Origin of the sequence: Brevibacillus sp. BD137 (genome assembly GCF_041644655.1) — a bacterium.
In the GTDB taxonomy this organism is placed as follows: domain Bacteria; phylum Bacillota; class Bacilli; order Brevibacillales; family Brevibacillaceae; genus Brevibacillus; species Brevibacillus brevis_D.
Genome location: NZ_JAOTNO010000002.1, coordinates 627,322 through 651,549 on the forward strand (window position 1 = coordinate 627,322; position 24,228 = coordinate 651,549).

The 24,228-nt window shown below is 46.5% G+C and carries 8 protein-coding genes; 1 reads left to right on the forward strand and 7 read right to left on the reverse strand.

Going from position 1 to position 24,228, the window contains the following annotated elements; all coding sequences use genetic code 11:
• Positions 1–6 precede the first annotated feature (6 nt).
• The 6 genes from ODZ53_RS06190 to ODZ53_RS06215 all read right to left on the reverse strand — a co-directional run bounded on the left by ODZ53_RS06190 (position 7) and on the right by ODZ53_RS06215 (position 22,917).
• Positions 7–15,579 carry an amino acid adenylation domain-containing protein gene (locus tag ODZ53_RS06190; RefSeq protein ID WP_372676337.1) on the reverse strand — a complete coding sequence of 5,191 codons (15,573 nt, stop codon included), beginning with the start codon at positions 15,577–15,579 and terminating at the stop codon, positions 7–9.
• An 815-nt stretch (positions 15,580–16,394) separates the two neighbouring features.
• Positions 16,395–17,075: a metallophosphoesterase family protein gene (locus tag ODZ53_RS06195; RefSeq protein WP_199927782.1), complete on the reverse strand. Its 681-nt coding sequence runs from the start codon at positions 17,073–17,075 to the stop codon at positions 16,395–16,397.
• 149 nt (positions 17,076–17,224) lie between these two features.
• Positions 17,225–17,872: a nitroreductase family protein gene (locus ODZ53_RS06200; protein ID WP_372676338.1), complete on the reverse strand. Its 648-nt coding sequence runs from the start codon at positions 17,870–17,872 to the stop codon at positions 17,225–17,227.
• Between the two features lie 191 nt (positions 17,873–18,063).
• On the reverse strand, positions 18,064–18,384 hold the full coding sequence (locus ODZ53_RS06205) for a hypothetical protein (RefSeq protein ID WP_199927780.1): 321 nt from the start codon (positions 18,382–18,384) through the stop codon (positions 18,064–18,066).
• 16 nt (positions 18,385–18,400) lie between these two features.
• Positions 18,401–20,944 (reverse strand): DNA topoisomerase IV subunit A, encoded by a 2,544-nt coding sequence (gene parC / locus ODZ53_RS06210; RefSeq protein WP_372676339.1) that lies wholly within the window; start codon positions 20,942–20,944, stop codon positions 18,401–18,403.
• A gap of 2 nt (positions 20,945–20,946) precedes the next feature.
• The gene (locus tag ODZ53_RS06215) at positions 20,947–22,917 is read right to left on the reverse strand and encodes a DNA gyrase/topoisomerase IV subunit B (RefSeq protein ID WP_015891554.1); all 1,971 of its coding nucleotides are present in this window, start codon (positions 22,915–22,917) and stop codon (positions 20,947–20,949) included.
• Positions 22,918–23,415: 498 nt separating this feature from the next.
• Here ODZ53_RS06215 and ODZ53_RS06220 point away from each other — a divergent pair, with 498 nt between their 5' ends.
• A complete protein-coding gene (locus tag ODZ53_RS06220) occupies positions 23,416–23,793 on the forward strand; it encodes a YflT domain-containing protein (RefSeq protein WP_016743484.1) in 378 nt (125 codons plus the stop codon).
• Between the two features lie 68 nt (positions 23,794–23,861).
• On the opposite strand, the gene ODZ53_RS06225 is transcribed toward ODZ53_RS06220, so the two are convergent.
• Positions 23,862–24,161 (reverse strand): DUF1292 domain-containing protein, encoded by a 300-nt coding sequence (locus ODZ53_RS06225; protein ID WP_007718819.1) that lies wholly within the window; start codon positions 24,159–24,161, stop codon positions 23,862–23,864.
• Between the last annotated feature and the right edge of the window lie 67 nt (positions 24,162–24,228).

Genomic DNA, 24,228 nt, shown 5'->3' on the forward strand with positions numbered 1-24,228 from the left:
CAGCTATCATTGAATTTTTTCACCCAGCAGTTGGGAAAGATGATCTAATTCCTCAATGGACATCTCATCGTATGTGAAATCTGTTGGGCTTTGCTCGACTGACTCTTTCGATAAGCAGTGCGTTATGATTTCTACGATCTTTTCTCGATAGGCATCCACGAGGCGCTGAATGATTCCTTCTTCAAACTCTTCACGATGATACGTAAAAGTAAGAGTTAGCTTGCGATTCACGACCATTCCATTCACATCAAGCGCAAAGGAACGAATGGTGGTCGGACTGATTTCTCGGCCCGGTGACAGGGAGGAAGTCGTTATGCTCTCTGATTCCAAGTCTGTATCGAACTGTCCCAAGTAGTTAAAACTGATCTCGGGCTTTACCTGGAACGTTAACGGAACATCGGCTTGTCCCGCAGACAGGTATTGTAAAATGCTGTATCCAACACCTTTGTTCGGCACACGTCTCATGCTATCTTTCACCATTTTGATTTGGTAGCCGAGGGATTCCGATCGACTCATATCCAGTACGAATGGATACTGGGCTGTAAACCATCCGACAGTGCGTGAAATATCGATGCCCTTCACGATCTCTTCTCTGCCATGTCCCTCCAGATTAACGAGCACATGCTCTATCCCCGCCCACTCTTTTACCGCCGAACCCAACGCCGTAAGCAACAAATCATTCACTTCCGTGTTATAAGCCTGGTGGCTCTGCTTCAGCAGCTTTTCTGTGAAGGCTTCATCAAGCTCGATGGTGACATCTGTTGTATCTTGCATAAGCGGTGCCCCATTCGTTTCCGCCTTTGCCAGTGGAGAGAATGGCATTTCCTCGACCTGCTTCCAATATCCGATTTCCTGTTGAATTTCGCTTCCCTGTGCATATTTTTGCAATTCTTCTGACCAGGTTTGATAGGAATCGGTTTTCATAGGCAAAGCAGGTTCTTCTTTCTGCAACAATGCGTCATACACTGTATGGAAATCTTCTAGAAGAATCCGCCATGAGACACCATCGACAACGAGATGATGAATCACGATTAACAAGTGATCTCCAGCTTCTGTTCGGAAAAGGCCGAGATTTACCAACGCGGTATCCGTCAAATCGATCCCTTCCTGAATAAGCTGTGCAGCTTGCTCCATTTCCTCTACGTTTTGCGCCGAAAACTCCTTGACCGTAATCGGAACCAGGCACTCGTCCAGTTTCCGATGCTCCTGGACAATGTCTGACCCATTCATTTGGAATTTCATTCGCAAAGCATCATGATGCTCAATCAGCTTCGTAAATGCTTGTTGAACCAGTTCTGGATCGAAGCCAGCTTCTCTGAACAACATGACCGATTGATTGTAATGATGAGGGTTCTGATGGTTTTGTTCAAAGAAGTTCATCTGGATCGGTGTCAACGCGACTGCTCCCATTACAGGACCTTGATCAATTTGTCTGGTCAGTGTCTGGAGATATCTAGCTGCACTGCGAATACGCGGATTTTGGAACAAGTCTTTCAATCGGAGCTCATACCCATGACTCCTCAATCTCGCAATCATCTGAAGTGCTTTAATGGAGTCTCCCCCAAGCTCAAAGAAGTTGTGGGTCACACTTACTTGCTTAAGCCCCAGCACATCTTTCCAGATGGTGACCATGATTTGTTCCTGTTCATCGGACGGCTCGACAATGTGTTCCTCCACCAAGAGAGAGCGATCAGGAAGAGGGAGTTTTTTCCGATCTACTTTTCCAACAGCGGTGATCGGCATAGCGTCTAGTCGAACGAAGAAAGACGGGATCATGTAATCCGGCAAATCTTTCGCGAGTAGGTCTCTCCACTCATCAGCCGCAAGATCATGCTCTGTCACAATATAAGCGCATAAGTACTTGCTTCCATTTTCTTCTTCTCTGGCGATAACGATTGCTTCCTTTACCTGTTCCAGCGAAAGCAGCTTGCTTTCAATTTCCCCTGGCTCGATTCGATATCCCCTGATTTTGATCTGGAAATCCTTCCTGCCCAGGAAGTGGATATTCCCATCCGGTAAATAGACAGCCAGATCTCCTGTCTTATACATTTTTTCGTAGCCCGGTTCCGCATATGGATTATCGACAAAGCTCTGTCTCGTAAGCTCCTCGTTATGCAAATAACCTAATCCAAGCGGCATACCTGAGATGTAGATTTCTCCAGGGACACCTATCGGCACTCGTTTTCCGTACGCATCGAGTAGAAGGATTTTCGTGTTAAAGATCGGTTTTCCAATCGGGATGCGATCTTCCTCTCCCGTAATTTGATAGGCAATGCATCCGATACTTGCTTCTGTCGGACCATACAAATTCGCTGGAGATACATACTGGTATATTTTCAGGAATTTGGAAACAGTAGACGGAACAATTTCCTCGCCACCGATAATGATCTTTTTGAGCGATTGTAATTTGCCCTGAAGTTCGAGATTTTCGGCTAACTGATTAACGATCACATTAAAAACAGATGGGACGAAATCAGTTAAGGTAATCTGTTCGTCTTCAATGATTCCAGCCATGTAATCAGCCGAGACAGTCATCCCCGTTGTAGGCAAGACTGTTTTTCCGCCATTGGTCAGCGGCCAGAAGAATTGCCAAATGGCACTGTCATATACATGGTTGGTGGTCTGAAGGACAGATTGCGCTGCCTCTTGTCCAAAATAATCATTCATCCAGTTAAAGCGGTTGACGATCCCTCTATGCGGAACGACGACTCCTTTTGGTTTGCCTGTTGAGCCAGAAGTAAAAATGACATAGATGGGGTCTTCCGGCGATACGGACAGATTATGATTTTCCACTTCCGTTGTCAGCTGCCCCAGATCAATCTCGACCAATTTCGCTCCCAAATCCGTTTCCGTAAAGGCATGTCCAGATTCTACGAATACGAACTCGCTACCCAGCTCGGCAATAACAGACTGGAGTCGATCGACAGGCCACTGAATGTCCAATGGTGAAAACGCAGCTCCCGTCTTCATTACACCTAATAACGATACGACCAATTCCAGACTTCTTTCCATAAGCACTGGTACATACTTGCCTTTTCCTATCCCGCGCTTCAGCAGATCCGATGCGACTGCGTTGGCTTTCTCGTTCAATTGTTGGTAAGTGATTGTCGAGCCTTGATAGGAAACGGCAATTCGATTTGGATAAAGTTTGGCTGATTCCTCGATGGCAACATGGATCGGGTGTACCACAGGATACTCTCGCTTTGTATCATTACTGAGCTTCTCCAAAAACTGCACTTCTTCCAAAGACATGAGGTCAATCTCGCCCACAAGAATATCCATGTTTGCAGCTATCTGCCGCAGGACGTTTGTAAAATGGCTAATAAAGCGCTCCATCGTTTCAGGCTTAAATAGGCTCGTGCTATATTCGCACTCCACGAAAAAGCCTTCATTTCTCGTCTCGACATTCATGACGATGTCTAACTTGGATATTTTCGTTGGGAATGGATAAAGCCTGACCTCTACCCTGTTCCAGTCAAAGGCCGTATCTGCCACATTGTCATACGAGAACATGGTGTCAAACAATGGATTCCTGCTTGGGTCACGTCGAACCTGAAGCTTTTCTACCAGGTCTTCCAATGGATAATCCTGATGTTCAATCGCCAATAGTGACTTCTCACTTAGCTCTTGAACAAACTCGCGGAACGTCTTGTTGCCTGCTGGATAGTTTCGCAGAGCAAGCGTATTTACAAACATTCCCACTACATTTTGAATATCGGTATGGTTTCTTCCAGCCACCGGGGTCCCAACGACAATGTCCTCTTGCCCGGTATATTTGGACAGTAAAACGTTGTACGCCGCCAATAGAATCGAAAACACCGTTACGTTTGCTTCCTTCGCCAAGGACTGCAATCTGCGGGATACTTCCGCATCAATCTCGCTTTCGACCGTACCCCCTTCAAAACTTTGAAACTGCGGTCGCGGATAGTCCGTAGGCAGATTCATAACAGGTAATTCCCCGCTGAATTCATCTATCCAGAACTTCTCCTGCTTATGCGACTGCCCCGTCGTCTTGATCTGTTTCAACCAAGCCGAATAATCCTTGTACTGAACGGTGAGTGGTTCTGGATTTTGCCCGTTATACAGTTGATTTAACTCATCAATCACAATGCTCACCGATGTTCCATCTGCAATGATGTGGTGCATGTCAATCAGGAGTAAATGCTTGTCCCCCGCCAATTTGACCAACTTAACACGCAGTAATGGTGCCTGGCTCAGTTCGAATGGCTGAATGAACGTCCGAATGAGAGCTTCTATACGTTCAGGACTGTCCTCTTCGCTAGCATGATCGATGGCAAAATGGACAGAGTCATGGACAAATTGTTTCGGCTCACCATTTACGTAGTCGAAGGATGTACGGAACGCCTCATGCCTTTGGATAAGAGATTGGAATGCGTTTTCCAATGCCACAGAATCCAGCTGCCCGGAAAGAACCAAAGCGCCTGCCATGTTATAGGCCACACTCGTTTCATCGAGTGATTGAACGGTGAAAATCCTTTTTTGTGAAGGAGAGAGCTCATAATGCTCTTGTTTTCCAACCGCCTGAATCAACGGCATTTCTGCTTGGGTCGCTTCGGAAATGACGTGGGCAAAGCTCCTGACGGTAGGATTTTGGAAAACAGCTCGCAGCGGAATCTCTACCTGCCACTCCTTGTTCACTTTGGCAAGAAGAATGGCAGCATGCAGCGAATGTCCACCGATTTCAAAGAATCGATCCAGAACGCCAACTCGCTCGATCCCCAAGACCTCTTGCCATATTTCTGCAAGTTTTCTTTCATTTTCTGTCGCTGGCGCTACGTATTCCTCGGATACCAGCTTAGACAGATCGGGTTCTGGCAAAGCATTTCGATCGATTTTGCCGTTTGGTGTCACAGGCAGCTCTGCCAATTGGATGATAAAGGTCGGTACCATGAACTCAGGCAGGGACTCGGCTAAGAACCCCTTGATTTCGGATGGACTTACTCCCTCATCCGTCGTGTAATACGCGCACAACACAACGGATTCATCTCCCTTTGTCTTCGGGAGCACAATGGCATTGCGAACCTTTTCATGACGTAACAGCTGATTTTCGACTTCACCTAGCTCCACACGGTAACCACGTATCTTCAATTGGTAGTCCGAACGACCAACAAACTCCATATTTCCATCTGCCATCCAGCGGACAATATCGCCGGTCTTATACATGTTCTCACCAGGACGGAAAGGATTTTGGATGAAGCGCTCACGGGTTAATTCTTCTCGGTTCAGATAACCCCGCGCAACACCTGCTCCCCCGATATATAGTTCACCGTACACACCTACCGGCTGTGGCCGCAATTGGGAATCCAACACATAAAATTCTGTGTTTTGCAGCGGTTTTCCGATCGGAACATTTCCGGTTGTCATTTCAGTATCGCCAGCGATTTCGAAGTAGCTGGAATCAATAGCAGCCTCGGTGACCCCATAGCTATTGATGATTTTGATCTGCCCGAAACGCTCGACCAAACGGACAAACGCCTCGCTTTGGCATGTATCTGAACCAAGAATCAGCAATTTCAGATGATTGAGCGGCAATCCATTTTGATAAATGTACTCCATAAAAGGAAGAACAAGTGCAGGTGTCGATTCAAACAAGGAAATTTCATACCTGGTCAACCACTGATAAAGAACCGGAAGATCAATCCTTACCTCACTTGGACAAATCACCAAATGTCCACCATGCAGCAGAGCCCTGCACAAATCCCCTGCAAACACGTCAAAAGAGAAACTCGCCATTTGCAAGAGATTCACATTCATCTCTTCTAATTCGTATTCGTACCGCCATGTATTGGCGACACTCACCAGATTGCGATGCTCGATCATGACCCCTTTGGGTTTGCCAGTAGTACCCGAGGTATAAATGATATAGGCGAGATCGTTCGGCCCGGAGATGGCGTCGAGATTGGACGAATCCTCCCTGTAGCTGGTCTCTGCGTCCAGATCGATAATGGTGCCGCTGAAGTCTACTCCGCTCTGCCCATTTTGGTTGACCAGCATGACCTTTGCGTGACTGTCTTCCAGCATGAACGAAATGCGGTCCTTTGGATACTGCGGATCAATCGGAACATAGGCTCCACCCGCCTTCATAACTGCCAGAACAGCGACGACCATGTTAATCGAGCGTTCTGCCAAAATCGCAACGGAGCTATTTGGTTTTACACCCTGATCACGCAGAGTCCGTGCCAAGCGGTTTGCTTTCGCATTCAGTTCCTGATAGCTGATCTGCTCTTCCCCGTAAGAAACAGCGACTTTCTCTGCATGGCGGATTGCTTCTGCTTCAAACCATTCATAGAACGTTGGATGGAGAGGAGCAGGTATTTGCCTTCTCGCTTGATTAAAGTCGGCAACCACCTGATTGATATCTTCACTGGACAAGTACTCCAAATCAGCTAAGCAGCTCTCATTAGACTGCAGAATGGAGTGAAGAATCTTAGCAAAATGTTTAGCCATTCGCTCAACCGTATCGCGTTTAAACAGATGCGTGCTGTAATCAAATTGGCAAGTGAGCGTTGTCCCATCGTCATGGACATCAAGACTGAGATCAAAGAGGGACACGCCTTTCGGATATTCATACGTCGTCACTTTGAAATCATCTGAGGCCACGTCGTCAAAGGATTCATAATGGTAATCAAACATAGTATCAAATAGCGGATTCCGGCTCAAATCTTTGTTTAGTTGAAGAGCATCAACCAGTTTTTCAAATGGGTACTCCTGATTTTCAAATGCAAGGAGGGCTTGATTTTTCACTTCTTTCAGGAAGTCCTTAAAGGTCTTGCTTCCTGTTGGATAGTTACGGATAGCCAACGTATTTACAAACATGCCGATCATTCGTTCCAAATCAGGGTGTTGTCTTCCCGCCACAGCAGAACCGACAATCAGCTCCTCCTGTCCGGTGTATCGGTAAAGCATGACATTGTAAACAGCCAGCAGTACCATATACAAGGTCGTGTCAGTTTCCCTAGCCAATTGGAGCAACTGTTTTCTGACTTCCTCACCGATTCCCATAGTCAAGCGGTCACCTTCAAAGGATTGAACCGGCGGTCTTTGGTAATCGACGGGGAGCTTCAGCACGGGGAGTTCCCCTTGGCTAAATTGCTCAAGCCAGTACTCCTTTTGCGCCAAGAGCTGTTCTGACTGTTCCCTTTCTTGCTCCCATGCCACGAAATCTTTATACGTCACGCTGAGCTCAGGCAGTGATTCTCCTCTATACGTATGGAGCAGCTCACGAATAAACAGGGAAACGGAATAGCCGTCCGAAATAATGTGGTGCATGTCCACAGCAACAATGAAGCGTTTCGCTGACACTTGGAAAATTTTTGTTCGGATAAGCGGTGCTTTGCTGAGATCAAATGGCTGGATAAAGGTCCGAATCGCCTCATTTACATCCTCTTCGGCCAATTGTTCGACCTCAATATCCAATGGCAGATCGTCATGTAAAACTTGCACGACTTCATTATCCTTGATGACAAAGTTGGTCCGGAAAGAATCATGTCTTTGTACAACCTGTTGCAAAGAGTGGATCAGACGATCAAGCTCCAGCTCCCCATCCAACTGTAAGTAGCCGGATAGGTTGTAGGCAGTTCCTCCATCCAGACCTTGGAGGATGTACATTCTTTTCTGTGCGGAAGAAGACTGATAGTAAGGCTGCAACTCGCATGAACGAATGGGTGTAAAAGCTTGATGCTTTGACGAGTCTACATATTTGGCTAATTCACGTATCGTCTGCGATTGGAAAATTTGATGCAAAGGAATTTGCACGTGGCATTCCTTGTAGATTCTACTGAGCATGACAGTCGCTTGTAAGGAGTTCCCGCCTTGTTCAAAAAAATTATCATCCAGATACATCGGGGAGCTTCCCAAGATTTCCTGCCATATGACTCTGATAGTCTCTTCGGTCGCCGTTCCAGCCGGCTCTACTTCTCTGCCGTTCGAGCTTCTTTGACCGGAAAGCCGATCGGATGAATGGATAATTTGGATTTCTCCATTTCCTAGCGGAACAGCAGATTTCGTTGTTCGCTGCCAATGAGACGGGTTTGCATGCTCGAATCCCCCATCTGCTAAATACACCTGTCCGACCGCACCCACAGGGGCCAATTGCTGATACTGATCCAGGACATAGAGAGAAGCTCGTCCTATCTGATCATCTGGCATATCCTGCAAAAGTTCTGTCCATTCCTCTGTATATTTGCCCAGGTTGCCATTGGATTCGCGTTTCATTTTTTCCATCTCGTCTGGCTGTAAAAGTGATAGTGAACGAATTCTTTCCTGATCGTCTTCTGCGATACGATGCAAAAGATTGGCAAAGTAGACGCCCCACTGGCGAAGAATCTCCGTGGTTACTACCCCACTTCGTGCATCCACATCAACAACAAGCTCTCCGCCCACTTCTGTCACGTTTACAAAAAGATCGTACTTGCTGTAAATGATCCGATTGGGCAGCAGCGTAGCCTTCATTTGAGCGAAAGTCAGGTTGTGAAGCGGTCGATCCATATTGAACAACACAGAAAGCTCTGGCAAGTTCTGATGCGACAAATTTTCAGCTAATGCTGCAAAGGAGTAGGCTTGATGCTTTTCCATCTCCGCAACCGCTTGTTTTACCCGAGACAAATATTCCGCAGCCGTATCATCGCCATCCATTTCCGTGCAAATCGGCAAAAGATTAACGCAGTTTCCGATCAAAGACATTTTGCCGATATGGGATTGACCCGCAGTAGGAATCGCAACCACCATTTTTCTATTGCCAAGAATACGGTGAAGGAAGAGGTTAAAAGAAGCGAGCAAGGTAATAAACAGACTGTTCTTGTTTTGAATGCTTCTTTTTCTTGCCTTCCTTGTGATGCTGCTGTCGATCTTGAAAGTAATTCTCTCGCCTGTAAAGGATGGTTTTCCCGTACCTCGTTGCTCCAAAGGAAAAACGAGCTTGGGGATTGGATTAGCGAATTTTTCGTTCCAGTACGCGAGCGCTTCCTGAAACGCTGGTTTCTGCATCTGATCTTCTTGCCAGTTTCGATAAGCAGAAAACGGTGTAGAAGGCTCGAGTGCTATTGGTCGTTTCTGTATAAGGGCCGAGTAGATATCATCCAGCTCTTTGATAAACACAGCCATGGACCACCCATCCGCAATCATGTGATGGAAGGTGTAGGAAGTCAGGAATTTGGCGGGAGCCAGCTTGATGACACTTACCCGATACAAAGGGTCCTCAGAAGACAGCTCAAATGGCGTGCCTGTTTGTTCCTCCAGCAGCTGATTCTTTTTTTCTTCCTGTTCCCCAGACGAAAGGTGGCTCAAATCCACGAATCGAACACGTACATCCCTCTTGGGCAGAATCACCTGATACTCTCCGTTGGAATCAATGATGGTTCGCAATGCTTCATGACGATCCACCATGGCTTGGACAGCCTGCTCAAACACAGGGATATCAAGCTCTCCCTCGACCTGTAGTGAGGCTGTCTCGTTAAAAGCCGCGGATGCTTCTACGCGATATTTGACTGCAAACCACATTTGTTTCTGTTCTGGGCTAAGGGGAAGCCTCAGTTCTTCCCCCACCCTTTCCACAAGCGTTGATTCGGGCTTTTGCCCATCCTGTCTCGTAAAGTTTGTCATTTCGATAACTGGATTTTGTTTGCGTCCTCCACTCGGAGAAGTTGGCGGTGGCTCCGGCAAAAAGCCTCCTCTACGCAAATCATCAATACTCTCCTTCACCGCTTGGATCAGTCTCTCGATATCCTCATCAGTATGAGCAGTGGAAAGGAAGCAATTTCTGCCCTCCCATATATAAATGCCCTTGCTGATCAGATGATAGAAGAACAATTCGATATCAGTAAACGATACGAAGCGGAACAAGGAACCACAATTAATCATCTGGATTGGAATCTGCTCGTTCTTAAAATACGCGTTAAGCGTTTCTACTAAGTAGAGGGTCTTTTGCGTGATCGCTTCCTGAAGCTGCGGCCCCTGCTCCTTCAAATATTCCAGCGTTGCGATCGCAGCATGCATCGTCAGTGGATGCGTACAAAACGTTCCGCCCACAAACGTCTTTTTCTCAGCGTTTACCGGGTAAGATTGGTCTCCAAAATTCCAAACTCCCCCATCCACTGCATCCATAAACGCAGCTTTCCCGGCTACAACACCGATCGGCATGCCGCCACCCGGAACTTTTCCATAGGTAACGAGGTCTGCTTCTATTCCATACCATGCCTGTGCACCACCAAGATGTATGCGGAATCCCGTAATGATCTCGTCAAAAATAAGGGCAGTGCCTGATTGGCTTGTAATCTCTCTGACTTCCTTCAAGAATTCCACCGGCTGCAAATCTGGACGGCGGCTTTGAACAGGCTCGACTAATACTGCGGCCAGTTCATGAGCATGTTTTTTGATCAGCTCAATTGATTTTGGATGGTTGTAGTTTAAGACCAGGACGTCATCCACCGTATGCTGGGTAATACCTGGTGCCATCGGTATGGCCTTCCCATCCTGGGACTCAGGATCAGCAACAGTCAGAATGCCATCAAATGTACCGTGATAAGAGCCGGAGAATAAGGCGATTTTCGAGCGGCCTGTAACAGCCCTGGCCAAGCGTAGTGCCACCATTACTGCCTCTGTCCCCGAATTGTAAAACGCGACACGCTGCACTCCGGTTAGCTCACTGATTAATTCCGCTACCCTTCCAGCTACATCCGACATTGGACCCAGCGGAGGCAAATCAGATTGAATCTGCTCCTCCAGCTTCTTCATGATAAATGCGGGATTATGACCAAGCAGGTTTACACCGAAACCCATCGTTAGATCGAGATATTCATTTCCATCCAGATCCCACATTTTGGAACCAGCTGATGCTTGCGTAATGATTGGGTAAACCATTTCCTTCCAATACGAACGGAATCCAGACACATTGCGATTGTTGGCATGCACAAATCGGTGCTCTTGTGTATACTGCTTGGATTTCTTTGTCTTTTCCGTATAGCTTTGAATAAATGCGTTCAGATACTCTCTTTGTGTTGGTGTAAAATTGCCTCGTTCACCGATCATCAGTGGCTGATACGGTATAAATGGCTTCTGACGTTCCTCTTCATTCCCCTTGACCTTGACCGGTGGTTTTGCCTCAGGTTTTTTGATCTCGGGAGCAACAGTCACAGAATCAGCGCTTTGTTTTGGCACAAAGCTTTGTTCCTGATTCAACAGCTCCAATTGCTTTTGTAGCAGCGTAGCCATTTGGTTTTGATGTTCAGATAAGAGCGAAATCTGCTTTTCGATAATGGTTTCAACCGCCCCTGTGCTGATCGGGACTGGCATTTTCGTGGATTGCTCTCTCGGCTCTGATTGTAGAATAGACTGAACGTCATTCTGTTCCTGTTCCACAACTACATTTGCTTTCAATTGCTCGATTGCCATCCATTCCATTTGTTTGGCAGAAGCCACAGCCGGGCTACTGGATAGCTCCAATGCGATATGCACTGCTAGCTTATCAACGCTAGTAATGGTTTCAAACAACTCTTGAGCCGGGATGACTACTCCAAACTTTTCCTGAATTTCACGATTGATTTGTACGAGCATAATAGAATCTAAGCCTAGCTCAAGAAAATGAAGGGATGGATCAATTTCTTCTACAGCAAAACCCGAAGCTTGATGAACCAACTCTTTCAGAACTTTTGCGATTGGCGCAGTTCCTATCTCTGACACAGTAGCACCTCTATTTCCGCTAAGAGTATTCGGCTGTTCTGGAATGATACTGATCATGTCATCTGTAATCCAAGAGCGATGCTGATCGAAAGGATACACCGGCAATGGCATTTTTCTTCTCTTTTTGCCATCCCTGTAGAACGCATCCCAGTCAACCGTGGCGCCCTGTACATACAAATCGCATAAAGTCGTTGCATAGGAATACTTCATCTCGGCACTTGCCGTGTGGTACTTTTCCTGTACATCACGCGCGGATTGACTCAACAGATGAACGGTTTCTTCTGGAACGCGCTTTTTCCCAGGTGAGTAGACAAAAACATCTCGATCATTTTCAAGCCGGACCGCCAATCGGTCGAGCTTTTGTTCGAAATCGCTTCGGCTATGCAAAATGAGCGCAATCCGATAAGGAAGCGTTTCTCTCCCAGTATTTGCCGTATAGCACAAATCAGACAGAGAAAGCGGTCCGCAAGAAGATAGAAACTCTCGATAATTTTGAATCAGATGTTGAAGGGCTGACTCGGATTTGGCCGACAAAGTAAACACTTGCACCTCGTCTGAGACTGTCAGCTCCGCTTCATTTACTGGCACATACTCTTCCAAAATGATGTGGCTATTCGTCCCGCTAAACCCAAACGAGCTAACCCCGCATCTCCGAGGATGTCCATCTGTTTCCCATTTTTCCAGTCTGTTTTGCACATAGACTGGCGACTTTTCAAATGAGAAATTCCGATTGGGTTTCTGGAAATGAACGAGGGCTGGCAGCTCTTTGTGTTTCAATTGCAAAGCAGCCTTAATCAAGCCAGCGATTCCCGCTGCTTCATATAGATGTCCAATATTCGCTTTGACAGTGCCGATTCCACAAAACTGTTTCTTCTGTGTATATTGTCGGAATGCTCGTTGAATTCCGTCCAGCTCAACAGGGTCCCCCAGCTTTGTACCTGTTCCATGCGCTTCTATATAGCTAATCGTTTCTGGGTCGACTTGCGCATCCTTCCAAGCGTCTACGATTAATTCTGCCTGGGCCTGTGAGTTCGGAGCGGTAATCCCGACTGTAACACCGTCTTGATTAACAGCGCTTCCCTTTATCACAGCATAGATGTGATCCCCATCCTCGATGGCTTTTTCCAAAGGTTTTAACAGAACAGAAGCTACGCCCTCACCCCAACCCGTTCCATCGGATTGATCGTCAAACGCCCTTGAACGGTTGTCAGAGGATTCCATTCCAATTCCAGCCTTCAGCGCTAGCAGGATCGTTTTGACTCCCCCTGCCAAAGCCATCTCACAATCACCGTTTTGGATAGCCTTGCACGCCATATGAACCGCAACCAAGGAAGAAGAGCAGGCTGTATCCACGGTGACAGCAGGGCCGCGCAAATCAAGCAAGTGTGAAATGCGGCTCGCAATGATCGAAGGAAGGTTGCCTACTGCATAAGAGGGCAAATCCTTGGGACTTACCACTGACAAAAGCCGTTCGTAATCGTATCCCAGCTTGGAGAAGCCGACATACACCCCTACTTTTTCCCCTGAAAGCTTGTGGCCTCCATAGCCTGCATCCTCTAGCGTATTCCAAGCATTTTGAAGGAACAGCCTTTGGTTGGGATCCATTAGCTTCGCTTCTTTTGGGGTGATCGAGAAGAACGAATGGTCAAACTTGTCAATCTCCTCTAAATAACCGCCCTCCACAAGGGTAGGATTACCCAGCTCGCCTCTTATCAGCGATACATATTGTTCCGTGTCCTTTCGTCTCTGACCATGAAGCTCATGGATACAATCTTTTCCTGCCCGGATGTTTTGCCAAAATTGATCCACATCCTGAGCCTGCGGGAACTTACAAGAAATCCCGATAATCGCGATATCCTTTTGTTTCTGTTGGCTCGTTTCTGTCTCTTTTATGTGATCAGTCGCTTGATCGTCGGGGAAGAGACTGCGAGAAAGCCTGGAGATTGTCGGATAAGCAAACAAATCTGTTACCGCCAACATGATCCCCATCTCCTCTTCAATCCGCCCTGCTAACTGGGTCAACTGCATAGAGGAAGCGCCTACGTCAAAATAACTGTCGTTTGGTCCCAATTTATCGGATTGAAGCACCTCGCGGCAAATGGCTAACAGTTGTTTTTCCAATTCTTCGCGCAAGAGAGGTGATTTATCGGTTCTTTCCTCTTTTACCTGTTCGGTGGTTCGGCTTTGCATTTCCTCGGAAACCTCGCGAAATGCTCCGGACTGATACTCCCTAGCCACTCTATATCGTTCAACTTTTCCACTCGTTGTTTTGGGGATGCGCTGAATCGGCAAGACCTCGCTTATTCTCCACCCTGTTCGTTCGTTCAAATGCGTTTTCACTTTTTTAGAAAGCGCCATGAAGTCTTCTACACTTTTCCGGTGAAGGATAAACACTAGAATGTCTTCCTCTTTGGTCTCCTCGTTAAATACCCCGCAGGCAACGACCTTCCCAAGCTCGACTCCTTCGACTTCCTCAGCAATCCGCTCAATATCATGCGGATAAACGTTTTGACCATTCACGAAGATGATGTCTTTTTCACGCCCCGTAATGACAAGACGTTCGTTTCGCATAAAACCCAGATCCCCTGTTCTGAGCCATCCATCAGCCGTCATTACATTTGCGGTGGCAGTAGGGTTGTTGTAGTATCCAGCGGTTACATTCTTTCCTCTAATGTGGATATGGCCAACCGTATCGCTTGGCAGCACATGATCCTCGTCATCACATATTCTTACCTCGCAAAAATCAATGGGGTAACCGACTTCTACTAGGGTGAGCGCTTCTGGATTTGTTTGATCCGTCATCTTGATTGGCTTTCCTATCTGGATAAACCTACGATCCAGAGAAAGCGTTGTAAAATGCAAGTTTTGATCAGGTATCGATACTCCCACAGAGGCTTCAGCCAATCCATAGCATGGGACCATGCTTGTTTTCTTCAATCCATAAGGGCTCATCTGATCCAAAAAATGATGGATCAATTCTGAAGCAATGGGTTCTGCACCATTTAGAATCGCGCGAAGCGTAGTCAAGTCCCACTCTTCTGCCACTTCTGGTTTAAACCTAGACAACACATATTTATACCCAAAGTTTGGAGAAGAAGTAATTGTCGCCTTGTGCTCGCTTGCTTTCTTCAGCCATAGCGTCGGTCGCCTGATAAACAGTGAGGTATGAATAAAATAATGCTGAACTCCTGCGTACAACGGGGCTAAATGGAACGCGATCATCCCCATGTCATGAGTTAAGGGCATCCAGCTTAGAAATGAGTCAGACTCAGTCGTTTCAAGTCTGTTATTAATCGCAAGCACATTATGGACAAGGTTTTCATGCGTCAGGGTAACCCCTTTTGGATCCCCCGTAGACCCAGATGAAAATTGAATAAAGGCCACATGATCAGCAGTAGGATAATAGATTGTGCCCTTCTCTTCTGTTTTCACGGTCTCATCAAGCAGGAAGGACTTCGACTTCAACGATTCCATTTCCGTCAGGTAGTTGTGTTTCCTAAAGAAATCCTCCAGTCGTTTCCAGACACTATCCGTTGTAATGAGATACGGATTGATTAATGTCCGCCAAACCTTTAACAGCTTAAGACGATGCTCTTCGTTATCCCCTACAGAGATAGGAACAGCAATCATTCCACCGAGTAAGCATCCCCAAAAAAGGCAGACAAAAGTTCGAAGATTACTATCTTCAATTTGAAAAACGACCTCATCACCAGGCTTGATTCCACTTTTTTGGAGGATAAATAAATAGCCGATGGCTTCTTCATACAATTCTTTATAGGAAACAAACACCTCATTCTGGTCTCCCAAAATGAAAGTAACGCCTTTATGGTCCTCGTTCTTCCACAATTCCAGCGCCTCTACTAATGTCTGAACAAAATGCAAAGCGTTGTTCCTCCCTTGTCCCATGTTTGATAGTTTCTAGCTTGCCTGATGAGCATAACCACTCAAAATGCTCCCTCTAGCATTTGTAAAACCCAATACATCGAGCTCTACTTTGATCTCCCCACGTGATACAAGAGATGTGAATTTCCCCATTCTGTGACTCGTTGTACGAATCGCCTGTTTCCCGCTTTCTTTTCCGGGCAGCTCGTATGCTGGTACGGGAAAGAAGAAAATAATTTTTCGTTCTGAATATTAGGAACCTTTTTCCGGAAACGATAGCGCCACTTACCCGGAAGAAAAAGCTCAGCCGCTTCTTTTTCTTTCAGCACTTTGAAATGCAACGACCAGATACACGAGTTTTACTTTTATTCCCTTTAATTGATTTTACTTGAAGTGCTAAACTGTAAGAAACCATCGCCATAATGAGATGGGTGATTCTTACCTTTTCCAGGAATGAATGTATCGATCTCGATCAATGATTTTTTTAAATGGCTGGTACTTTTGTCTTCTCTAGTAGTGGAATAAGGGTGACGATTAGTTTAACGGTCACGTTTTAGTGAGTATAGCAGGGGAAATTGGTCATTAATTTGCAAATATTCACGTGGGCTAATATGATAGTAAACAATAAGAATATGAGTGAGTTGGGAATATTTTACTATCCCAAATATTAGAAGACAAGCCTTTAATTATTAATTTTTGCAATTTATTTAAATTAATTTCATTACAATATTACTCTTAACTTATCTTGACGTATATCAAAAAGGCTTTCACCCTCTCTTTCTAAAGAGAAGTGAAAGCCTTTTGTTTTTGTTCGATTACTCTACCGAGTAAACCTTTCGGCTGGGAAGCTCCAAACAATGCAGACGGCCGCCATATACGGCACCTCCGTCAATGCCGATGATTTTATTTTCTCCGTAAAACACATCATGTTTACCGTGCAAATAATTGGTTGGCGTGTGACCAAAAATAACGGTCTTCTCACCCTGGTAGCCTTTATGGAACTCATCACGTATCCACATCAGGAGATACGGGTCAGTCTCTGCAACTGGAGTCTCGGGATGGACACCCCCGTGAACAAAAATATAATCATCGGTTTCATAATAGCTGTCTAAGCCAGCCAAAAATTCCAGATGCTCATTGACTGAAGCAGTAATTTCCAAGGTTTCTGGTGCACCAGATTCCGTATCTGCTGCGGTATGACCATAGCTCGCCAACGTCTTTTGTGCGCCGTTTCGGAACCATCGTTCGATAAAGACTGGGTCTTGCTCGAATGATTTAACCATCATATGATCATGGTTGCCCATCAACACAATTGCCCCTTCTGCATGGAGCTGTTTTACCTTTTCGACGACCCCCTTCGACTCTGGTCCACGGTCTATATAATCACCTAGCAGGATCAATTGATCGTTTTGTGGATCGTACTGAACTTGCTCTATCAACGATTCCAGTTTCTCCAATTCCCCATGAATATCGCTGATTGCCAACAATCTTTTCATCCTGCACCCTTCTTTCGCTGTCATGTCTTTCTATTGTACGCCCCATTTGACCTGATTGCCAGCATGTCTACCCCTCGAAAGCTTGCAAACGTGAAAAAAGCCCAGGCCCAAAAATCAGATTAGGCCAAGGCTATTCCATTTCTTCATGCTTATTTATTCGGCATCTCATTCCAGAACGTAATCTCTTCTACATCCAGACGAGTAGTCGGATGACCAGGCTCTGCGGCTTTACCAACTGCAATCAGCATGACCGTTTCATATTGATCTGGGATTTGGAAAGCTTCCTTGAATTTCTCGCTGTTATAGCCTCCCATTGGCACCGTGTCATACCCTCTTGCCTTGGCAACGAGCATCAATTGCATCGAGACGAGACCTCCGTCTACCAAAGCAATTTCCTTGATGATTGCTCGATCCCGATTTTCATAACGCTTGTTGATGTTGTCGATGAGTGTAGCTTTTACTTCCTCTGTCATGTAGCCTGCTTCTACCGCTTTTTTGTAAATGCTCCCGGCTTGCTTGTAGCCCTCATAATCGGCTAGAACTGCAATGATTGCCGCAGCCTCTACCACCTGCTTTTGGTTAAATGCGATGGGGAGCAGCTTCTCTTTCAATGGCTGTTCATCGATAATCAAAAACCGCCATGGCTGGAGGTTAGAGCTGGAAGGTGCCAAGGTTGCTTCCTTCAATATTTCTTTTAGTTCATCCCGCGAGATTTTTGCTGTTGGATCGTAATGACGTACAGAACGACGCTCCCGAATGACGTCCTTAAAAGCCTTTTGATCGATGACTTTTTCCATGATTCCATCCTCCAGTGATATGGTTGCCATTTAGTAAGTTACTAACTTTATTGCGCAATAACTCGTGTTCAAACTGTACCACATATGCCAATTCACTGGCAATCTTTTTGTATGCAAAAAACGCTTTGGCGAATCACTCACATCCTGTTATGGATGCAAGCGCGTCACCAAAGCGTTTATTCGTTTATTTGTTAAACCGGAGAAAAGGCGGATAGAACGGCTGGCTGTCTCACTGTGTCTCCATTCGGGAGCTCGACAACGAGAAAGCCACTCGCTTCGTCCCCAGCTGTTTCCCATCTCAATGAAAAAGCTTTGCGGCTAAATGCTTCCTCTTCGTCCAAACAACCAAGCATCGACTTCAATGTGGCTGACGTAATCGGCACAGGCACAGCTGCTCCTTGTTCTTGTGGAAGAGAGAGCAGTTTTGGCGCGTCTTCGAAATATTGCACAGTATCGAGGAGCAGAGAAACCTGCTGCCAGCTTAGCGGTGAAACAAAGGCTTCAAACGCCATCTATTCATCATTCCTTTTATTTACGATGATCTCCATCGAACAAATTAGCCTGGACATTCGACGTTTTCTGTTGTCCTGGTGTGCCAGATCCGTCTCCTGAGCCTTTTGCCGTCGCTTCGTCTTTCGGTTCATCCGTCGGCAAAATGGTTTCAAAAGCAACTGCTTTTACCCCACCCTCGATCAGTTGTCGGCCAATGCCACCTTGCTCGTTGACGATCACTTGCTCTGTCTCAACAAGGGTCCATTCGTTCTGCGACGTCCAGGCATAAACCGTTTCCTCGAGGAACATCGCAACAAGCTCATGCGGGTTATTTTTTCGTTTACGAATCAACTGTACCCCTTTGCCTGCGCGAGCCTGAAGTGGGATTGCACCAATGGCTGTGCGTTTTACAACCCCTTCAGCCGTCAACAAGCTAAAGGCACGAGAATCGACTTCCTCAATCGGAAGCATCGTGATGACATCGTCGCCAGGAGCAAGTGCGATTGCTTTTACCCCGCTCGACGCTCTACCCGTTGCGCTGACTTCGCTGCGCTGGAATCGGATGCCCATGCCATCTTTCGTCGCACCGAGTATTGCTCCAGCTTCGTCCGCCACGAATACATTCATAAACTCGTCATCGCCGCCTTTTAGCTTTGCAGCTACCAACGCACTCGAACGATTGGTTTCGTATTCGGACAACGCCGTCTTTTTCATCAAACCATTTTTACTTACATGGTATACATACAGCGGTTGTTTGAAGTTTTCTACGATCGTAAAGCCAACGATCCGCTGATTCTTCTCCAACGGGATGATATTGACGAGAGCCGAACCGATATCCTTCCACTTATCGTCCGGGAAGGCGTTAACCAGTGTGGCGAAGTATTTACCATCCTGGGTAAAGAAGAGAGCAGTGTGAGACGTATTCGTCTCCATGAAATAACGGACACGGTCGCCTTCTTTTACCCCACATGTCTCCAGCGTTCCCCCCACTGATTTGAAGGAGCGCGGGCTTGTCCGCTTGATATATCCTTCGTTCGTCAGGGTTACGATACAATCCTCTGCATTGATTTGCATGGCAATATCGATTTTGATTTCCTCGATCTCGCCCTGGATTTCTGTTAGACGCTCTTCTGCGTATTTTTTCTTGATCTCGTTCAGCTCGCCTGTAATGACTTGAATCAACTTTTTCTCGCTTGCCAAAATCGATTTCAGTTCCTCGATTTCTTTTGCTAATGTAGCCAATTCTTTTTCCAGCTTGACGATATCCAAACGTGTCAAAGAAGCGAGCTGAATGCTCAAGATCGCATCGGCTTGGTTATCGGTGAAGCCGTATTTCTCCATGATGTTTTTCTTGGCATCTGCACGATCTTCCGAATCCATAATCGTATCAACGATCTGACGCAAAATGGACTTGGCGCGAATCAAGCCTTCCACGATATGCTCGCGGCTTTGCTTTCGATCCAGATCATATTGGCAGCGATTCGTGACGACTTCTTTTTGGTGGTCGATGTACGCCCCCAACAAAGCCTTGAGTCCCATCTGACGGATGGTCCCCTCATGAATCACGTTCATGTTGTAATTGTAATAGATTTGCAGATCGGTATTTTTGTACAGGTAGTTGAGAATCGCCTGCTCATCCGCTTCTTTGCGAATATCCACTACGATGCGGACTTTTTTCTGCTCGGCCTCTTTGCGACCCGTTTCATCGCGAACCGCCAGTGCCCCCTCGATTTTGCGCTCCATCACGAGCTCATCGATTTGGCCAACGAGCTTCGACTTGACCACTTCGTAAGGGATTTCGGAAACGACGATTTTTTTGATCTTGCCGCCTTTTGGCTCCTCTACATGGGTCTTCCCGCGAATGATGAATTGGCCACGGCCTGTCTCAAACGCCTTGCGAATTCCGGACAGCCCTTGAACAATGCCGCCTGTCGGAAAATCTGGACCTTTGACATGCTGCATCAGCTCATCCAGCGAGATATTCGGGTTCTTCATCTGGGCCACAGCCGCATCGATGACTTCACCCAAATTGTGAGTAGGGATGTCCGTTGCAAAACCAACCGCGATCCCGGCAGCGCCATTCACGAGAAGATTGGGAAACCGTGAAGGCAATACTGCCGGTTGTTGAGCGGAGTTGTCGTAGTTCGGGATGAATGTAACCGTATCCTTTTCAATATCACGCAGTAGCTCATTGGCCAATGCTGACAGTCTGGATTCGGTATAACGCATAGCGGCTGGCGGGTCTGCATCCAAGCTACCAAAGTTTCCGTGGCCTTGAATGAGCACCTGGCGCATTTTCCACCATTGCGCCATCCGCACCATCGTTTCGTAAATCGCCGAGTCACCGTGCGGGTGATAGGTACCCATCACGTACCCGACTGTTTTCGCTGATTTCCGGTATGGTTTATCGTTCGTGTTGCCTTCTTGGTACATGGCATACAAAATACGGCGCTGTACCGGTTTTAGTCCATCGCGAGCATCTGGGATCGCGCGTGAGAGAATAACCAGATTGGCATAGTCACCAAAGCGCTTTCCCATAATCTCCGCGAAGCTCTGATTAATAATTTGATTGGACAGCATGCTTACTCATCCTCCCCCACTTCAAAGGTGACGTGGTTCTCAATCCACTCACGCCGTGGTGGGACTTTATCACCCATCAAAACGGTTACCAGCTTCTCACAGTGAGCGAGGTCTTCCAGTTCAACCTTAATGAGCTTGCGCGTCTCAGGGTCCATGGTTGTTTCCCATAGCTGATCGGCGTTCATCTCACCCAAACCTTTGTAGCGCTGCACCTCAGCACCGCGACCAACCTTTTTCAACGCCTGTTCCAGCTCGTAATCACTCCAACAGTAGATCGCCTCAGTCTGCTTGCCCTTGCTTTGCTTTTTCACCTGATACAAAGGCGGTTGCGCAATATACAAGTGACCAGCTGCAATCATCGGGCGCATGTAGCGGAAGAAGAAGGTCAAGAGCAGCGTTTGAATGTGCGAGCCGTCAACGTCCGCGTCAGACATGATGATGACTTTATCAAATGCACAGTTTTCGATGGAAAACTCTTCGCCAATATCGGTTTCAAGCACCTCGAGAATCGTACGGAACTCTTCATTCGCCAATACCTCGGATAGCTTTGCTTTTTCCGTGTTCAATGGCTTCCCACGCAGGCTGAACAAAGCTTGGAACTCTGAATTACGCGCCTGCTTTGCAGAGCCACCTGCGGAATCCCCCTCGACGAGGAAGAGCTCATTACGTTTGGAGTCTCTGTATTGCGGCGGAGTGAACTTTTCCGAAATCGATTTGCGCTTTTTCGCGGTTTTGCCTTTCTTGTCGCCGCGCAGGGCTTCGCGTTGTTTGCGTAGCTCTTCGCGAATCTCAGCAGAACGCACTGCCTTGTCAATCAGCAGCTTGCCTATTTCCGGATTTTCCTCGAGGAAGAAGCCTAGCTTTTCGGAAACAATCTGTTCTACGATTGCCCGTGCTTCTTCGTTCCCCAGCTTGTCTTTTGTTTGGGACTCAAACTGGACGTCAGCCATTTGCAATGACAATACACCGAGGAAACCTTCCCGCAAATCGTTTCCAGTCAAGTTCGGGTCCTTTTCTTTCAAGTACCCTTTTTTCCGGGCAAATTCGTTAAAAATCCGGGTCGTACCATTGCGGAAGCCCGTGACATGAGTTCCGCCATCCGTTGTTACAATCGAGTTGACATAGGACACCAATGTCTCTGCATAGCCGTCATTGTACTGAAAAGCCAGCTCGACATAGATATTGTCCTTTTCTCCTTCGAAGTAAACGATCGGATGGAGTGAATTTTTTCCTTCGTTCAAGTAAGAAACGTATGATTTCAAGCCATCTTCGAAGTAAAACTCTTCCCGTTTCTTTTCAGGTCCACGTTCGTCAATCAAAACCATGCGCAGCTTTTTCAGAAGGAATGCCGTCTCACGAAAACGATCACGAATCGTCTCATAGTCAAAGCGAGCATTGCCAAACACCGCATCATCCGGCAAAAAACGTACCGTTGTTCCTGTGCGTTTGGTGTTCCCCGTGATTTCAAGACCGGTAACCGGTTTACCGACATGCTCCGTTCCATTTGCATCCACAACATATTCAAAGCGCTGCTTATGAATTTTGCCTTCGCGGTGGATTTCGACCTCAAGCCATTTGGACAAAGCCACAACGACACTGGAGCCTACCCCGTGCAAGCCACCACTTTTTTTATATCCGCCACCGCCGAATTTCCCACCGGCATGGAGCGTCGTAAAAATAACTTCTGGTACAGGTCGGCCAGTCTTGTGCATACCCGTTGGAATTCCGCGTCCATGGTCCTCTACGCTGACACTGCCATCCTTGTACAAAGTGACGATGATGCTATCATTAACGCCTGCAAGCGCCTCGTCTTTGGCGTTATCTACAATTTCCCACAGCAGATGATGCAGGCCACGCGAGCCCGTGGAGCCTATGTACATTCCAGGCCGCTTTCGAACAGCAATCAAGCCTTCTAAGACCTGAATATCTTCTTCCGTATACGTTAATGTTTGCTGTGTTTCTGTTTCCTTCAATCGCGCTCTCCCCTCTACTCTTCGGACACGTAGAAAAAACGATCATGCCTTTTTTACTGATGGCTAGCGTCGTATTCACCTTTTTTGAGAAACGCCGAGATGATTCAATCCCCTTGAGAGGAACGTTTTCCTAATAAAAGCGAACACTTAATCGCTATTGTACCGTATGGTTCCCATAGTATTCAACGCTAGTAGCAAAATGGGGCAAAAAAGCCACCTCGCCCCTAGCGAGATGGCCGATTCTTCTCAGTATTCCTCGTTTCTCATTCGTTCTGTACATGACAAGCATATTCCATTAATTAGTGTAGCACTAATGGTGAAGATTGGTCAAAATGAAAAACCAAAACATTTGTTTCCCTTTCTCTATTTCTTCCCCCACTGCGTAAATCCTGCTACGATCAAGGAAAATATGCCTCAGGTATTTCCATTCATTCGCTCATAAGCTTTGGACATCCTAGTAAGGCATCGATTCCTGAGGCGAAAAAGGGGGGAATACTTTTGATCAGTGCTACCAAGCCGTTTGTTAAATTCCATAAGTATGATGCTGAGCTAGCTTCTGACGTTCATGCACTAAATTCTGCCGGATACAACAGTGATGATATCTGGGTTTTGAAATGGAATCCTGATAAAAATCACTCCAATCAACGAAACAATTTTTATAAATACAGCACCCATTTTGAAAGTGCCGTCGGTCACATTGACAGCATGGCGCATTTCTTTGACAATGGCGGTAAAGAACTCCGTACCCGTCTCGAAAAGCTAGGTCTTACAAAAGACGAATGCTCGGCATTGGTTCGGGAACTGCAAGATACCGACTATACATGCCTTCTCGTTGTACGAGACCTTAAGGATAACATTATTAAAATGAATGACTGATCAACCGCAAGAAAAAGCCACTGCTTGGGTTCTAACGCCAGCAGTGGCTTGTTTCATTCCTATCGGGATTACTTGTCTTCTTTAATCAGTTCGATGCCTTCCAGCACTTCGTTCAGCTTCGCGTAAACAGTGCTCTCCTCGTCCTCTTCCAATGGTACCATTTCGCCGCCATCCACTTGGAATACGAAGATATCTACTTCTTCATCTTCTTCGCTTTCTTCATCTTCCACAGCTTCAGCCAAGGCAATATATTCTTTACCGTTCAGGTCGAACATAGCCAATACTTCGAAATCCCCCAACGGTTCACCATTTTCATCGTCCAATGTAATGATATCGCCCAACTCTAGGTCTTTGTTCTCTTCTGTCAATGTGTTCACGTCCTTATGCTGATATTCGTACTCTATTTCATCATACCGTTTTTTTCCGGGAGAAGCA

Bases quoted from the DNA above. Each gene is read 5' to 3' on its own strand.
- ODZ53_RS06195 (WP_199927782.1), bottom strand. From the start codon at position 17,075: ATGAAAAGATTGTTGGCAATCAGCGATATTCATGGGGAATTGGAGAAA.
- ODZ53_RS06200 (WP_372676338.1), bottom strand. From the start codon at position 17,872: ATGGAAAAAGTCATCGATCAAAAGGCTTTTAAGGACGTCATTCGGGAG.
- ODZ53_RS06205 (WP_199927780.1), bottom strand. From the start codon at position 18,384: ATGGCGTTTGAAGCCTTTGTTTCACCGCTAAGCTGGCAGCAGGTTTCT.
- parC (WP_372676339.1), bottom strand. From the start codon at position 20,944: ATGCTGTCCAATCAAATTATTAATCAGAGCTTCGCGGAGATTATGGGA.